Source organism: Duganella sp. BJB476 (assembly GCF_003416895.1).
Taxonomy (GTDB): Bacteria; Pseudomonadota; Gammaproteobacteria; order Burkholderiales; family Burkholderiaceae_D; genus Rugamonas.
Window position 1 is genome coordinate 291149 of sequence record NZ_QVIO01000003.1, and the last position, 15184, is coordinate 306332.

The 15184-nt window shown below is 69.4% G+C and carries 12 protein-coding genes; 2 read left to right on the forward strand and 10 right to left on the reverse strand.

From position 1 onward, the window contains the following. Nucleotides 1-235: 235 nt before the first annotated feature. The 3 genes from rph to D0T21_RS14690 are packed head-to-tail and all read right to left on the reverse strand — an operon-like array spanning nt 236 to nt 2981. Nucleotides 236-967 carry a ribonuclease PH gene (rph, locus tag D0T21_RS14680; protein WP_116990352.1) on the reverse strand — a complete coding sequence of 244 codons (732 nt, stop codon included), beginning with the start codon at nt 965-967 and terminating at the stop codon, nt 236-238. Nucleotides 968-979: 12 nt separating this feature from the next. Continuing rightward, the gene (locus tag D0T21_RS14685; RefSeq protein ID WP_116990353.1) at nt 980-1945 is read right to left on the reverse strand and encodes a PP2C family serine/threonine-protein phosphatase; all 966 of its coding nucleotides are present in this window, start codon (nt 1943-1945) and stop codon (nt 980-982) included. A gap of 19 nt (nt 1946-1964) precedes the next feature. Further along, complete coding sequence (locus D0T21_RS14690; RefSeq protein ID WP_116990354.1) at nt 1965-2981, reverse strand: serine/threonine-protein kinase; 1017 nt, start codon at nt 2979-2981, stop codon at nt 1965-1967. A gap of 88 nt (nt 2982-3069) precedes the next feature. On the opposite strand from D0T21_RS14690, the gene D0T21_RS14695 reads away from it, so the two are divergent. Next, nucleotides 3070-3960, forward strand: coding sequence for a YicC/YloC family endoribonuclease (locus tag D0T21_RS14695; protein ID WP_116990355.1), 891 nt, complete (start codon nt 3070-3072; stop codon nt 3958-3960). 256 nt (nt 3961-4216) lie between these two features. After that, nucleotides 4217-5605 carry an NCS2 family permease gene (locus D0T21_RS14700; RefSeq protein WP_373886676.1) on the forward strand — a complete coding sequence of 463 codons (1389 nt, stop codon included), beginning with the start codon at nt 4217-4219 and terminating at the stop codon, nt 5603-5605. Nucleotides 5606-5651: 46 nt separating this feature from the next. Here D0T21_RS14700 and D0T21_RS14705 read toward each other — a convergent pair whose 3' ends face one another. Genes D0T21_RS14705 through D0T21_RS14735 form a run of 7 tightly spaced genes read right to left on the reverse strand, consistent with a single transcriptional unit; the run spans nt 5652 to nt 15183 of the window. Beyond that, entirely contained in the window at nt 5652-6020 is a 369-nt protein-coding gene (locus tag D0T21_RS14705; RefSeq protein WP_116990357.1) for a response regulator, read from the reverse strand. Nucleotides 6021-6036: 16 nt separating this feature from the next. After that, complete coding sequence (locus tag D0T21_RS14710) at nt 6037-7509, reverse strand: ATP-binding protein (RefSeq protein WP_116990358.1); 1473 nt, start codon at nt 7507-7509, stop codon at nt 6037-6039. After that, a complete protein-coding gene (gene cheB / locus D0T21_RS14715) occupies nt 7506-8597 on the reverse strand; it encodes a chemotaxis-specific protein-glutamate methyltransferase CheB (protein WP_116990359.1) in 1092 nt (363 codons plus the stop codon). The genes D0T21_RS14710 and cheB overlap by 4 nt, the downstream gene beginning before the upstream one ends. Then, entirely contained in the window at nt 8594-10927 is a 2334-nt protein-coding gene (locus D0T21_RS14720) for a response regulator (protein ID WP_116990360.1), read from the reverse strand. The genes cheB and D0T21_RS14720 overlap by 4 nt, the downstream gene beginning before the upstream one ends. Nucleotides 10928-10942: 15 nt before the next feature. Then, entirely contained in the window at nt 10943-12715 is a 1773-nt protein-coding gene (locus D0T21_RS14725; protein WP_116990361.1) for a methyl-accepting chemotaxis protein, read from the reverse strand. Beyond that, nucleotides 12716-13258, reverse strand: coding sequence for a YfiR family protein (locus D0T21_RS14730; RefSeq protein WP_116990362.1), 543 nt, complete (start codon nt 13256-13258; stop codon nt 12716-12718). Continuing rightward, nucleotides 13246-15183 carry a TonB-dependent siderophore receptor gene (locus tag D0T21_RS14735; protein WP_116990363.1) on the reverse strand — a complete coding sequence of 646 codons (1938 nt, stop codon included), beginning with the start codon at nt 15181-15183 and terminating at the stop codon, nt 13246-13248. The genes D0T21_RS14730 and D0T21_RS14735 overlap by 13 nt, the downstream gene beginning before the upstream one ends. Nucleotide 15184 lies beyond the last annotated feature (1 nt).

The window sequence follows — 15184 nt, forward strand, 5'->3', positions numbered from 1 at the left end:
GCCGGAAGCCAGCCGGACGCGGCGGCAAGAGGATGCGCGTGCCGGAGGCCTTGCGCGCTCCTTCTGAAAAACGATACTGAATCGCCTCTCTGATTCCATCTATTTTTGATGGTTTTTTGCTTTGTGCGGGTGCAGCAAAAAAAATAGAGAAAACCAGAGAGGCTTAGTCAGGAAGAGCAAGGCGAAATAGCATGGTTAGTTCGAAGGAGCGCGCCGCCCTGCCCCAACCCCACCCCTAAGCCAGACCCAGCGCCTGCTTCTGCAGCTTGATCAGGTCGGCGATGCCGCCCTGGGCCAGGTCCAGCAGGCGGTTCATGCCGGCGCGGTCGAAGGCGGCGCCTTCTGCCGTGCCCTGCACTTCGATGAAGTGGCCGGCGTCGTTCATCACCACGTTCATATCGGTGTCGCAGCCGGAATCTTCCACGTAGTCCAGGTCCAGCACCGGCATGCCCTGGTAGACGCCGACCGAGATCGCCGCCACGAAGCTTTTCAGCGGAATCGCCGGCACCGCGCCGCGCGCCACCAGCTTGGAGAAGGCGTCATACGCCGCCACCATGGCGCCGGTGATGGACGCCGTGCGGGTGCCGCCGTCGGCCTGGATCACGTCGCAATCGAGATGCAGCGTGCGCTCGCCGAACGCTTCCAGGTCGAACGCCGCGCGCAGCGAACGGCCGATCAAACGCTGGATCTCCTGGGTGCGGCCGGACTGCTTGCCGCGCGCCGCCTCGCGGTCCATGCGGGTGTGGGTCGAGCGCGGCAGCATGCCGTATTCGGCCGTCATCCAGCCCTGGCCTTTGCCCTTCAGGAAGCCCGGCACCTTCTCTTCGATGCTGGCGGTGCAAATCACCTTGGTGTCGCCGCATTCGATCAGCACCGAGCCTTCGGCGTGCTTGGTGTAGTCGCGGGTCAGGCGCAGGGTGCGCAGCGCATCGACGGCGCGGCCGCTCGGACGGGATTCAAATGGCATAAACAGTATTCCTTATTTCAGTATTTGGGAGGATTTTTCGATGGCGCCGCGGATCTCGGCGATGGCCTTTTCGATCTCGTCGTCGTCGAAGGCGTCGACCGCCGGCGCCGGCGCGGCGGCCTGCTCCGGCACCGGCGCGCTGTTGATCGTGGTGCTGTGCAGGTCCTGCGGCAGGGCTTCGGTCGAGATCACGGTCGACAGTTCGGCCGCCGTCATCGCCCCCATGCCGTCGACCATGGAGCTGCCCTGCCACATGATGGCCAGCGCGGTGACGTTGTCGCTGGCGCTGCCGGCCGCGCCCAGCGCCGCCTGCAGCAGGTCCGGCACGGCGCGCACCACAGTCTGGCTGTGCAGGCGCCGCACCAGTTCGTCGTCCGGCAGCATAGACCACAAGCCGTCGGAGCACAACAGCATCAGGTCGCCCGGCAGCATGCCGGCGCCGCCGGAGATTTCCACTTTCGGCAGGCTGTCCGCGCCGAGGCAGTTATACAGCTTGTTGCGGTCGGGATGGGTGGCGCGCTCGGACGGCTGCGCCAGGCCCTTGGCGATCAGGCTTTCCACATGCGAGTGGTCGCGCGTGCGCGCCAGGATCTGGCCGTCGCGCATCCAATACAGGCGCGAATCGCCGCAGTGCGCCCAGGTCGCCGTGTTGTGCTGGATCAGGCAGGCGACGATGGTGGTGCGCGGCGTCTCCGGCAGGCCATGGTCGGCGCGGTACTGGTGGATGTCGCGGTGCGCCGTCAGCAAGGCTTCCTCCAGGAAGCGCTGCGGCTTTTTCACGTACGGCGTGGCCTGCTGCTGGAACAGCGCCGAAATCGATTGCAGCGCCACGGTGGCGGCGATCTCTCCGCGCAGGTGGCCACCCATGCCGTCGGCCAGCACCAGCAGCAGCGCGTCGCGGGTGAAGCTGTAGCCCATGCGGTCCTGGTTGACCTTGCGGCCGCCGATGTGGCTTTCCTGATACACGGAGAATTGCATGGTTCCTGCCTTTTATGGGTTAAATCAGCGTGTCGGGGCCGGACTTGGCCTTGGGCTTGCCCAGGCCGCCCAGCCGGTCGACCAGACCTCGCCAGCCCTGGCCCAGCTTGTCGATCACGCCCGGCGGCGGCGTTGGCGCGGCGGGCGCGGCCGCCGCGGCCGCCTGCAGCACCTTCTGCAAGGCGAACAGGCTTTGCGGGCGCTCCAGCGGGTCCAGCTCCAGGCACCAGCGCACCATCTTCACCAACTCCGGCGTGTACAAGCCTTCCAGCTTGTCGAAATGGCCGGCCATTTTATCCTCGCTCTTGCGCTGGTCGGCCGGCTGCGGCGGCGAACCCACCATGCAGGCGAACATCGACGCGCCGATGCTGTACACGTCCGACCACGGCCCCAGGCCGCCGGTCTTGGAGTACAGCTCGGGCGGCGCGAAGCCCGGAGTGTACATCGGCGTCAAGGTCGGCATATCGTTATTCACCGTCTGGCGGGCGGCGCCGAAGTCCAGCAGCATCGGCGTGCCGTCGGTGCGCAGGTAGATATTGGCCGGCTTCAGGTCCAGGTGCAGCAGCTTGTTGGCGTGCACCTCGCGCAAGCCCTTGAGCACCTGCAGGAAGATGGTGCGGATGAAGGCCTCGCCCACCTTGCTGCCCTTGCTGCGCTGCCTTTGTATATGTTCTTGCAATGAATGGCCGGATTCGTAGGCCATCACCATGTAAACGGTTTCGTTGGCGCGGAAGAAATTGAGCACGCTGACAACGTTCGGATGGGAGATGCGGGCCAGCGCCCTGCCCTCCTCGAAGAAGCACTTGAGGCCGATGCGGAACACCGGCAGATGCGCCTTGGAGATGGCCGGCACCAGTTCGCCCTCCTGCCGCAGGGCCAAAGAACTGGGTAAATATTCCTTGATCGCCACCGCCACGCCGTCGCCGTCGTACGCCAGGTAAACAATACTGAACCCACCGGACGCAATTTTCTTTACAATGCGATATCCAGCAATTTCCAGACCATCGGGTAACGGGGCGTTGTTTTGTGCTGCCATAGGATTCCTCGCCTCAACAACCGGATTGTGTGGATAAATCACTGTTTTGTAAAGATTAAATCGGGGACATCCATTGAGCATTTCCAGTATGACGGGCTACGCGGTCGCCACCAGTGAAAGTGCGGCGGGAACACTGACTATCGAAATCAAGAGTGTCAACTCACGATTTCTAGACCTTCAGTTTCGAATAAACGACGATTTACGAGCGCTTGAACCCGATTTGCGCTCGGCAATCATGGCGGCCATCACCCGCGGCAAGGTCGAATTGCGCCTCAGCTTCGGCCGCAAGGCCGCGAGCACCGGTTCGCAGGCGCTGAACCTGCCGCTTTTGACCGAATTACAACGCATGCAGGCCGAAGTGAGCGGCCATTTCCCGGCCGCCGCCACCATGTCGGTGGCCGAGCTGCTGCGCTGGCCCGGCGTGATCGAGGAAGCCCAGATCGGCCAGGAATCGCTGCAGGCCGACGTCGCCGCGCTGACCGCGCGCACCGTGCAAGCCTTCGTCCACAGCCGCCAGCGCGAAGGCGCGGCGCTGGAAACCATGCTGACCTCGCGCATCGAGGCGATGGAAGTGATCGTCAAGCGCATCACGCCGCTGATCCCGCAGGTGGTGGCGGCCTTCCAGCAAAAAGCCATCGAGCGCATGCAGGACGCGCTGGGCCTGGCCTGCCAGGGCTCGAATTCGGCGCTGTCGCGCCAGGACGCGCTCGAGCGCATCCGCCAGGAAGTGATCCTGTACGGCATCCGCATCGACGTCGCCGAAGAGCTGGGCCGCCTGTCGGCCCACCTGACCGAGACCCGCCACATCCTGAAAAAAGGCGGCCAGGTCGGCAAGCGCCTGGACTTCATGATGCAGGAGCTGAACCGCGAAGCCAACACCTTGGGCGCCAAGGCCTCGGTCAAGGAACTGGCCGACGCCTCGATGGAACTCAAGCTGCTCATCGAACAGATGCGCGAACAGGTGCAGAACCTGGAGTAAGTCTGTCCCTCCGCCGCCACACCGCGCAACATCGTTGCATTGCGCGCGCCGTGGCGGCCGCCTTCCCGGCCACCCTCCTCATAGGGGATTCCCCCTCCCCGGCGAATGCAATACGCGTACGGCTATGACAGGTATCGACAGCCGCCGCGCAGCGCCCACACGCTTTCCCCTAAGCTCTCCTTGCAATACACATAACGAGACACCACCCAGAGCGGCCGCCACGGTCGCCTAGGCGGACAACAACAGGAGCAGCATCATCATGTCCCAACCCCAGCCACAACTCCGCCCCGTGCGCGAGGAAGCCACGCCTGCCGTCCCCCTCACCAAGCTCGACCAGTATTTCCAGATCACCGAACGCGGCAGCACCACGCGGCGCGAGGTGCTGGCCGGCGTCACCACCTTCCTGGCCATGGTGTATTCCGTGTTCGTCGTGCCCGGCATGCTGGGCGCGGCCGGCTTCGACGTCAGCGCCGTGTTCGTCGCGGTCTGCCTGACCGCCGCCGTCGGCTCGCTGCTGATGGGCGTGTGGGCCAAGCTGCCGATCGCGGTCGGCTGCGCCATCTCGCTGACCGCCTTCACCGCCTTCGGCCTGGTGCTGGGCAAGGGCCTGTCGCCGGCCGTCGCGCTGGGCGCGGTGTTCCTGATGGGCGTGGTGTTCACGGCGATCTCGGTCACCGGCGTGCGCTCGTGGATCCTGCAGAACCTGCCCGCCGGCGTGGCGCACGGCACCGGCGTGGGCATCGGCCTGTTCCTGCTGATGATCGCCTCCAGCGACGTCGGCCTGGTGGTCAAGAACGCCGGCGCCGGCCTGCCGGTCGCGCTGGGCAAGATCACCTCCTTCCCGGTCGTCATGAGCATGCTGGGCCTGGCCGCCATCTTCGGCCTGGAGCAGCGCAAGGTGCCGGGCGGCATCCTGCTGGTGGTGATCGCGCTGTCGGCGCTGGGCCTGGCCTTCGACCCGGCGGTGCACTTCACCGGCGTGTTCGCCATGCCGCAACTGAGTTCCCCCGGCCACCCCTCGCTGATCGGCGCCATGGACATCCGCGGCGCGCTCAGCGTGGCCGTGCTGCCCAGCGTGCTGGCGCTGGTGATGACCGCCGTGTTCGACGCCACCGGCACCATCCGCGCGGTCGCCGGCCAGGCCGGCCAGGTCGAGCCGAACGGCTACATCCGCAACGGCGGCAAGGCCCTGACGGCCGATTCGCTGAGCTCCATCTTCGCCTCGCTGGTCGGCGGCGCGCCGGCCGCGGCCTACATCGAGTCGACCGTCGGCACCGCCGCCGGCGCCCGCACCGGCCTGACCGCCGCCGTGGTCGGCGTGCTGTTCCTCGGCCTGATCTTCTTCTCGCCGCTGGCCGGCCTGGTGCCGCAATACGCCACCGCGCCGGCGCTGATGTATGTCGGCCTGCTGATGCTGGGCAGCGTCGCCCACATGAAGATGGACGACAAGCTGGACGCGCTGTCCGGCCTGGTGTGCGCGGTGTTCATCCTGCTGACCTGCAACATCGTCACCGGCATCATGCTGGGCTTCTGCACCCTGGTGGTGGGTCGCCTGGTGTCCGGCGAATGGCGCAAGCTCAACGTCGGCACCGTCGCCATCGCCATCGCGCTGGCCGTGTTCTACGCCGGCGGCTGGGCCATCTGATCCCCGCCCCTGCCCCGCCGCCAGCAGGCGGCGGGATATTCCCGCCTCAACCGCCGCCCAGCGCGGCCTCGACCAGGGCCACGAACTCGTCCACGCTGATCGGCTTGCTGATATAGCCGTCGCAGCCGGCGGCGCGGATGCGGTCGGCGTCGCCCGTCATCGCGAAGCTGGTGAAGGCCAGCACCTTGATCGCGCCGGTGCGCGCATCGGCCTTCAGCGCGCCGGTCGCCTCCAGCCCGTCCATGCCCGGCAGCTGCACATCCATCAGGATCAGGTCCGGCAGCCGCTCGCGCGCCAGCCGCAGCGCGCCTTCGGCCTCGTCCGCCTGCAGCACCTGATGGCCCGCATGCTCCAGCAGGAAGGTCGCCAACAGCATGTTGGACGGATTGTCTTCAACGATCAGGATAGTTGCCATCGCGCCCGGGCCTCCCTCATGCTCCGGCGCCGCCGCACGGCAGCCACAGGATGAATTCCGAACCGGCGCCCGGCGTGCTGCGCACGGCCAGCGCGCCGCCGTGCAATTCCACCAGCTGCTTGACCAGCACCAGCCCCAGGCCGGTGCCCTCGTACTGGCGCGACAGCTTGCTGTCGAGCTGGACGAACTGGCGGAACAGCCGCGGCAAATCGTCGGCGGCGATGCCGATGCCGCTGTCGCTGACGCTGATCTCCAGATAACCGTCCGGGTCCGCCTTGAGCGCGACGCCGCCGCCGACCAGCGCCATCCCGGCCGGCCGCGCCGGCGCCACCCGGCAGGCGCGCAAGGTCACGCTGCCGCCGTCGGGCGTGAACTTGACCGCGTTCGACAGCAGGTTCAGCACCACCTGGGTCAGCTTGCGGCGGTCGGCCGGCACCGGCGCGGACGGTTCCGCCTCCAGCTGCAGCGCGATGCGCTGGCGCAGCGCGCGTTCGCGCACCACCACCAGGCACTCGCCCAGCAGCGCCGCGATGTCCACCGGCGCCTGCTCCAGCTCCATCATGCCGGCCTCGATCTTCGACATGTCCAGCACGTCGTTGATCACCGCCAGCAGGTGCTTGCCGCTGAGCAGGATGTTGCCGGCGAATTCTTCCTGCTGCGCCGTCAGCTTGCCGGCCATGCCGCTGCGCAGCACCTCGGAAAAACCGTTGATGGCGTTGAGCGGCGTGCGCAGCTCGTGCGACATATTCGCCAGGAAGGCCGACTTCATGCGGTTGGCCTCGCCCAGCTCGAGGTTCTGGCGCGCGATCTCCCGGTTGGACGCCTCCAGCTCGGCGTTCTTGCGCTCGACCTCCCGGCTCGAGTGCTCCAGCTGGGCGGCGTGGCGGCGCAGCTGCAGGTTCAGGTCGTTGACCTGCTGCTCGCGCGACTGCAGTTCGCCGTTGACCTGCACCGCCTGCTCGTAGGTCGCCACCAGCAGGTCGAGGATTTGCTGGCGCTCCGAATGGATGGTGTGCTCGCGCCCGTTCAGGTAGAGCACGATGCCCTGGGCCGGGTCGGTCTGCTGGCGCAGCCGGCGGTTGGTCAGCACCTGCTCCAGCCGCGCCAGCAGGTAGGCCGGCGCGTAGGGCTTGCGGATGAAATTGTCGGCGCCGCATTCGAGGCCGCGCACGATGTCCTCCGGATCGAACAGCGAGGTGATCAGCACCACCGGGATGTCACGCCAGTCGGGGTTGGCCTTGACCGCCCGGCACAGCTGGTAGCCGTTCATTTCCGGCATCACGATGTCCGACAGCACCAGCTCCGGCACGCGCTCGGTGATCGCCGCCAGCGCCAGCTTGCCGTTGGCCGCCGTGCGCACCGCGTAGCCCTGCCGCTCCAGCAGGTGGCGCAGGTGCTCGGCCTGGGTGCGGCTGTCCTCGACGATCAGGATCTCGGCGCCGGCCGGCGCCGCGCCGTTGTCCGCGCTGGTGTCCACGCCGGTGCTCATCGCGCCCCCGGCGTCAGGCTGTTCAGCAAGCCGGCGATCGCTTCCGGCGCCAGCACGTGGCGCGCCGCGCCCAGCCGCACCGCCTCGCCCGGCATACCGTTGACGATCGCGCTGTCCGCGTCTTGCGCTATGGTCAGCGCGCCGGCCTGCTGCATGGTCAGCAGTTCCTGCGCGCCGTCGCGCCCCATGCCGGTCAACAGCACCCCGGCCGCGCGCGGCCCGAACGCCGCCGCCGAGTGGAACAGCTGGGCCACCGCCGGCCGCGCGCCGTGCTCCGCCGGCGCGCTGGACAAGGCGATGCGCGCCACGCCGCCCTCCGCGCGCACCGTCATGTGGGCGTCGTCGGGCGCCAGGTAGACATTGCCGGCCAGCGCCAGCTCGCCATGCCCGGCGACCCGCACCGCGCCGCCGCAACCGCGTCCCAGCCATTCGACCAGGCCGGCCACGAAGCCCGGCGAAATATGCTGGACCACCAGGATGGGCGCGGCGAACGGCTGCTTCAGGCGCGCCAGGATGGTGTGCAGCGCCAGCGGGCCGCCGGTCGAGGCGCCGATCACCACCAGCCGCAGCTCGGCGCCGGCCACCGGCGCCGGCGCTGGCGCCGCTGACGCCGATGCCGATGCTCCGCCGGCGCCCCAGGTTTCGCTGCGCCGCCAGCGCCGCACCACGCTGACCTCGGCCATCAGCTTGATGGTGCGCAGCAGCTCCTCGGTGATCTGCGCGTGCTCCGGATGGCCGGGACCGGACGGCTTGGCCAGCACCGCCAGCGCGCCGGCCTCCAGCACGCGGAAGTTGTCCGCCACCTCGTGCGCGACCGGACTGGCGGTGACCATCACGATGCGGGTCGGGCAAGTCTCCATGATCATCCGGGTGGCGGCGTAGCCGTCCAGCCGCGGCAGATGGATGTCCATGGTGATGACGTCCGGCCGCAGGCGCGCCGCCGCCTCCACCGCCTGCTCGCCGTCGGCCACCACGCCGATCACCTCCAGCGCCGGATCGGAATTGAGCAGATAGGCCAGCAGCTCGCGCGCCACCGGCGAATCGTCCACCACCAGCACCCGGATCACGGGCGTGAGCGGGCCGCTCATCGCAGCAACCTGCGCACGGTGGCCAGCAGATTGCCCTGCTCCAGCCCCTGCTTGGCGATGTAGGCGCTGGCGCCGACGTCGACGCCGCGCTCGCGGTGCTCGCGCGAGGCCAGCGAGGTCACCAGCACCACCGGCAACTCGGCCAGCCGGCGGTCGGCGCGGATGCTGGCGGTCAGGTCGAAGCCGTCCATGCGCGGCATCTCGACGTCCGACACCACCAAGTCGTAGCCGCCGCCGCGCAGCGCGCTCAGCGCGTCGACGCCGTCGACCGCCACCGTCACCCGGTAGCCGCCCACCTCCAGCATGTTCTTGAGCAGCGCGCGCGAGGTGATCGAATCCTCCACCACCAGCAACTGCTGGCGCGCCGCCTGCGCCGCCGGCGCCGGCAAGGGCGTGCCGCCCACGCCCGCGCCGAGCGCCGACTTCAGCAGGTCGGCCACGTGCAGGATGGGCACCACCTGGCCGGCCCCCAGCACGGTGGCGCCGGCGATGTTGGGCACCCGCCGCAGCTGCGGCCCCAGGCCCTTGACCAGCACCTCCTGCTCGCCCAGCACCGCGTCCACCAGGCAGGCCATGCGGCGGCTGCCGCTGGTCAGCAGCGCCAACGTCAGGTAGCCGGACGGCGCCGACGGCGCGGCCAGCCCCAGCACGCGCCACAGCTGCACCAGCGCCAGCACCTCGCCCTCCAGCACCACGGTGGGATGGCCCTCGACGCTTTGCACCGATTCCGGCAGCACGCGCGCGACCCGCTCGACATTGCGCGACGGCAGCACGAACTGGCGCCCGGCCGCCGTCACCAGCAGGCCGCGGAAGGTCGCCAGCGTGGCCGGCAGCACGATGCGGAAGCGCGTGCCGCCGCCCGGCGCCGCCTCGGCCGCCACGCTGCCGCCCAGCTTCTCAGCCTTCTCGCGCACGATCGCCAGCCCCAGGCCGCGCCCGGACAGGTCGGTCAGCATGGCGCTGGTCGACACGCCCGACTCGAACACCAGCGCCAGCATCTGCGCCGTGCTCAGCGCCGCGCCGGCCTCGGGCGCCAGCAAGCCCTCGCGCACGGCGCGGTCGCGCACCTGCAGCGGATCGATGCCGCGGCCGTCGTCGCTGACCAGCAGCTCGACCTTGTCGCCGTCGCGCGGCAGCACTTCGATCGACAAGCGCGCGCGCTCCTGCTTGCGCGCCAGCCGGCGCTCGGCCGGTGTCTCGATGCCGTGGTCGATGGCGTTGCGCAGCAGGTGCACCAGCGGATCGCGCATCTGCTCCAGGATGCGGCGGTCGATCTCGATCGCCGCGCCGTCGATGCGCAGCTCGACTTCCTTGCCGCTGTCGTGGGCCAGGTCGCGCACCAGGCGCGGCGCCATTTCCAGCAGCGTGGAGAACGGCAGCATCAGCGTGCGCTTCATGTCTTCCAGCAGATTGTCGACCATGCCGGCCAGCGCGCGCCGCTCCTGCCAGGCGCTGCGTTCGATCTGCACGAAGCGCTCGCTCATGGTCTTGGCCAGCAGCGCGTCGCGCTCGACCGCTTCCAGCAGGCGCTCCAGCGGCGGGCCCTTGCGGGTGGCGCCGGCCGCGCCGTAGCGGCGCTCGCCCGCGCGGACTATGGCGCGCGCCTCGCCGACGGTGCGGCTCCAGTGCTTGCGCCAGCCTTCCAGTTCGGTGTGCAGCGCGCGCAGGTCGGCGGCCATGTGCTCGGCGCTGAACTTGAAGGCCAGCAGTTCCTCGGCCTGCAACAGCAGCGCGGTCAGCTTGGCGGTGGAGATGCGCACCGTCTGCTCCGGCTCGGGCGCGGCGGCGGGCGTGGATGGCGCGGCCGCCGCAGGCATCGCGGACACGGCGGCCATCGGCGACATCGGCGACATCGGGAGCGTCAGCGACATCGGCTGCATCGGGAGCGGCGGCATCAGCGGTGCAGTGCCTGCGATAGCCGGCGCTGCGGACAAGCCGTACTGCGCTTCCGTCAAGGCCTGCAGCAGCCCGCCCAGCTCATATGCACCGCCATCGAGCAGCCCGCGCAGCACGTCGATCGTCAGGTACAGCAGCTCGAACATGGGCACCGGCGGCGCGCACTGCGCGCGCTTCAGCAGGGCCAGCACGCTTTCGAGCGCCTGGCACACGGCCTCGATGTCGGCCAGGTTGACCGCGCGCGCCGCGCCCTTGAGGCTGTGCACCTCGCGGAACAGCGTCTCCACCAGGCCGGCCGCGCGCGCGGACCCACCAGGTTCGTCCGGCCGCTCCAGCTCCAGCACCAGCGCCGACATCGCGCCGACATGCTCGTCGGCCTCCAGCCTGAAGGTCGCGAGCAGGCGCTGCAAGAATCGTTCGTCGTCCGTAGCCATGCGCCCCCCTTCGCTTTACACCCGATACCGCCCGACCATCGCCTTGAGCTTCTGGCCCAGCGCATGCAGATCGTGCGCGGCCGCCTCGGCCTGGCGCGTGCTGGCCATGTTCTGGGTGGTCGAGACCTTGATGTTTTCCATCGCCAGCGCCAGCTGGTCCATGCCGGCCAGCTGCTGGTGCGCCGACACCGCGATCTGGCTGGCCGCCACCGCGCTGTCGCCGATGCTCTCGGTCAGCTGGCGGATCGCCTCGCCGGCGTCGCGCGACTGCCGCACGCCCAGCTCGACCGCCTTGGCGCCCTGCTCGGTGGCCAGCACCGCGCTGCCGGTGGCCTTCTGGATGTCGCCCAGGATGGTGCGCACCTGGGCCGTGGCTTGCCGCGACTGCGCCGCCAGGCTCTTGACCTCCTGCGCCACCACCGCGAAACCCTTGCCGTGCTCGCCGGCCTTGGCGGCCTCGATCGAGGCGTTCACCGCCAGCAGGTTCGATTGCTCGGACAGGTCGTTGACGCTGGCGATCAACTCGCCGATCGCCTGGCTCTGCTCGGACAGCCGCATGATGCTCTCGGCGATCAGCTCCATCTGCTCGCGGATCTGCTGCATGCCCTCGATCGACTCCTCCACCGAGCGCTTGCCGGTCTGCGACACCTGGGCCGCGCGCTGCGCCGCCTCGGCCACGTTCTTGGCCTTCTGGCTGGCCATCAGCGCGGTCTGCTTGACCTCGTCGAGCGTGGCCGAGGTCTCGCTCATCACCGCCGCCGCCTCGCTGGCGCCGGCCGCCACCTGGGTGGTGCCGGCCAGGATCGCGCTCGACGACGCCGCCAGCACGTCGACCCCCTCGCCGATCTCGCGGTTCATCTCGCGCAGGTTGAGCACCATCGCCGCGAAGGCCTTGCCCAGCACGTCGTGCGCGGACGGCGGCGCCAGCGCCCCGGTCAGGTCGCCGGTGGCGATGCGCTCGGCCGCCGCGGCCTTCTCGCGCAGGTTGTCGACCATCGCCGCGAACGCCATGCCCAAGGCGTCCTGCTCGGAGCGCGGCACCACCTGCAGCAGCAGGTCGCCGGAAGCGATGCGGGTGGCGATCGCCACCTTCTCCTGCAGCGACAGCGCCATCTCGCGGAACTTGTCCTGCAACAGGCCGATCTCGTCGGCGCGCGCGCGCCCGGCCGGCCGCACCACGATCTCGCCGGCCGCCACCAGCCGCGCCGCCTCGGCGATGTCGCGGATCGGCTGCACGATCACCGCGTGCAGGCGCAGCGCGCTGGGCAGCGAGATCAGCAGCGAACCGACCATCACCAGCAGGATGATGCCGCCATAGCGCACCATGCGCGTGAGCATGGGCTCGGTGCTCAGGCGCAGATACACGCTGCCGACCTGGCGCTGCTTTTCCCGGATCGGCCAGGTTCCCAGCAGCTCGTCGCCGACGAAGCGCTGGCCCGGCGCCTCGGCGCGCGCCGGCAGCGGCAGCGCCTGCCGGTCCGGGCGGGCGTAGCTGGCGAACGGCGCGCCGTCGGCCGCGTACAGCGCGGCGGCGGCGATCTCCGGGTTCGCCTGCAGCGCGTTCAGGTATTCCTGCGCCGCCTTGGGGTCGCTGAACACCAGCGACGGCGCCACGCTGGCGGCCAGGATCTCGGCCTGCACCGCGATCTCCTGCTGCTTCTGGGCGCGGTAGGTGTAGACGTCGTAGCTGACGATCACCGTGCCCGCCATCAGCAGGGCGATGGCGCTGGCCAGCACCGTGATCAGCATCAGCTTGCGGCGGATCGGACTGTCGATAAACCAGTGCATTTAACGGCCCTCCTTGCCGGCGCGCGGCTTGACGCTGAGCGCCATGTTGAGCAGCTTGGAGCTGATCAGCAGGCCGTTGCGCGCGGCCGCCTCGTCGTCGACGTTGAAGCGCACGCGGTTGTCCTTGAGCGCGAAGCTGATCACGCCGCCGCCGCGCACCTCGCTGATGGTCAGCACCCCGCGCAGCGGCTCGTGCGGCGCCTCGGCGCCGCCCAGGTAGGCCACGTGGCAGCCGGACTCGCGGGTCAGGCTCTTCAGGCGCCGCAGCTGCACCGGATGGCTGTCGACATGCTCGCTGTTGACGGCGGCGTCCAGCGCGGCGCCGAACGGGTCGTCGCCGACCACGCACAGCACCAGCGGGCTGGCGGGGGCCGCGAAGGCGCCGGCCGGCCACTCGATGTACAGGCCGAACTTGTACAGGTAGGCGCCCTTGACCGCATATTCCAGCGTCTCGCCCTCGGCCGCGCAAGCGGTCGGCGGCGCCAGCGCCAGCGCCAGCAGCAGCGGCAAGGCCGAACGCGCGAGGCGGGTCAGAATTTCCATGTCAGTTGCAGGTAGAGACTGCGTTCAAAGACGGCGCGCGGCGTCGTGCCGGTGGTGGTGCCGAACTCGACGTGGCGATGGTTCAACAGGTTGACCGCGCCCAGCGCCAGCTCCAGCCGCGCGGCCGGATGCCAGCCCAGCCGGGCGTCCAGCGAGGTGTAGGCCGGCACCTCGGGATAGGGCAAGGCCGCCACCCGGTCCAGCGACAGGTCCAGCTCCATCCCGCGCGGCAGGTCGTGGCTGGAGCGCAGCGTGTAGCGGTGCGGCGGATCGTTGCCGAACAGCGTGTTCGGCCCGCCCGGCGGCGGCGGCACGCTGGCGCCCGGTTGCAGGTTGATGCGCTCGCGCAGCAAGGTGTGGCTGGCGCTCAGGCGCCAGTCGCGGCTGACCTGGTAGTTGCCCCAGATTTCCAGGCCGGCGACATTGCCCTCGGCGTGGTTGGCGACCTGGAACGTGTTCTTGACCGGGTCGTAGTCCACGGTGCGCAGATCGTCGTACTTGTTGTAGTAGGCGTTGACCGAAAACGACAGCCGCTCGGTCGGCTGGGCGCGGTAGCCCAGCTCCAGCGCGGTCAGCCGCTCCGAGCGGAAGTTCGGCCCGCCGCGCAAGGCCGCGGTCGGGATGCCGAAGATATAGGCCTCGCGGTCCACCCGCGACGGCGTGCGCAGCGCCCGCGACAGCGCGGCCCACCACAGCGAGTGGGCGTCCGGCTTCCACGCCAGCCGCAGGTTGGGCTGGAACTCAAGGCCGGTGTAGGAATTGCGCTCGGCCTTGGCGCCCAGGGTCAGCTTCCACTGCGGGTCGAGCGCGATGGTGTCCTGCACGAACAGATTGACCAGGTGGGTCGCCACCTGCTCCGGCAGGAACTTCAGGAACGCGCCGTTGGTGGCGGTGCTGCGCCACAGCCGCAAGCCGCCGCCCCACACCAGCTCCTGGCGATCGCCCAGCGGCAGGCGGTGCTGGGCCTCGACGTCGTAGGTGTCGTTCGATTCGCCCAGCATGATCACGCCCGGGATCAGGTTGTTGACGCGGTCGTAATAGCCCTGCACCTGCAGCGCCGCGCCGTCGGCCAGCGCGCGGTCCCAGCGCGCCAGCAGGTTGCCGCCGGAACGGTGGCGCTCGCTGCCGGCCAGCTGGTCCAGCTGGCGGTCGTACAGGTCGCCCTGCAAGGTGACGCCGTTGTCGCCCGCGCCCCAGTCGGCGCGGAAGCCCAGCTGCCGCCCGGACCAGCGATCGCCCGGATCGGCGCCGGTCATGGTCTGGTTGGCGTCGCGCCGGAAGCCCTTGGCGTACACCCGCATGCTGGCGTCCTCGCCCAGCCGCCAGCCCTGGCGCACGGCGACGCCGCGCTCCTCGTTGCCGCCGCCCAGCGACACCAGCGTGCCCTGGGTATCCTTGCTGGACCGGGTGATCACGTTGATCACGCCGTTGACCGCGTTCGAGCCCCACAGCGTGCCGCCCGGACCGCTGATCACCTCGATCCGCTCGATATCCTCCATCATCACGTCCTGGGCTTCCCAGAACACGCCGGCGTTGAGCGGGTTGTACACCACCCGGCCGTCGATCAGCACCAGCAGCTTGTTGCCGTTGCCGTTGCTGCCGCCGCGCGCGGTGACCGCATACGTGTTGCCGTTGGTGCGCGCCACCTCCAGGTTGGGCGCCAGCCGCAGCGCCTCCGCCAGGCTGGTGGCGCCGCTGCGCCGCACGTCCTCGCCGGTGATGATGTACACCGCGGCGGCGGCGTCGCCCAGCGGCTCGGCCTTCTTCGACACCGAGGTGATCGGGATCTCCGCCAGTTCCTCGATGCTCATGCGCGACAGCTGGCTGGGCAGCTGCTGGGCCGACGCGCCGGCGGCACACAACAGGCCGGCGCCCAGCCACAACGGCGCACAGCGGCGCCGGTCCGGTATCGATAAACGCTCCATC

Coding starts and splice junctions, on each gene's coding strand:
- rph (WP_116990352.1), bottom strand. CDS start 967: ATGCCATTTGAATCCCGTCCGAGCGGCCGCGCCGTCGATGCGCTGCGC.
- D0T21_RS14685 (WP_116990353.1), bottom strand. CDS start 1,945: ATGCAATTCTCCGTGTATCAGGAAAGCCACATCGGCGGCCGCAAGGTC.
- D0T21_RS14690 (WP_116990354.1), bottom strand. CDS start 2,981: ATGGCAGCACAAAACAACGCCCCGTTACCCGATGGTCTGGAAATTGCT.
- D0T21_RS14695 (WP_116990355.1), top strand. CDS start 3,070: ATGACGGGCTACGCGGTCGCCACCAGTGAAAGTGCGGCGGGAACACTG.
- D0T21_RS14705 (WP_116990357.1), bottom strand. CDS start 6,020: ATGGCAACTATCCTGATCGTTGAAGACAATCCGTCCAACATGCTGTTG.
- D0T21_RS14710 (WP_116990358.1), bottom strand. CDS start 7,509: ATGAGCACCGGCGTGGACACCAGCGCGGACAACGGCGCGGCGCCGGCC.
- cheB (WP_116990359.1), bottom strand. CDS start 8,597: ATGAGCGGCCCGCTCACGCCCGTGATCCGGGTGCTGGTGGTGGACGAT.
- D0T21_RS14720 (WP_116990360.1), bottom strand. CDS start 10,927: ATGGCTACGGACGACGAACGATTCTTGCAGCGCCTGCTCGCGACCTTC.
- D0T21_RS14725 (WP_116990361.1), bottom strand. CDS start 12,715: ATGCACTGGTTTATCGACAGTCCGATCCGCCGCAAGCTGATGCTGATC.
- D0T21_RS14730 (WP_116990362.1), bottom strand. CDS start 13,258: ATGGAAATTCTGACCCGCCTCGCGCGTTCGGCCTTGCCGCTGCTGCTG.
- D0T21_RS14735 (WP_116990363.1), bottom strand. CDS start 15,183: ATGGAGCGTTTATCGATACCGGACCGGCGCCGCTGTGCGCCGTTGTGG.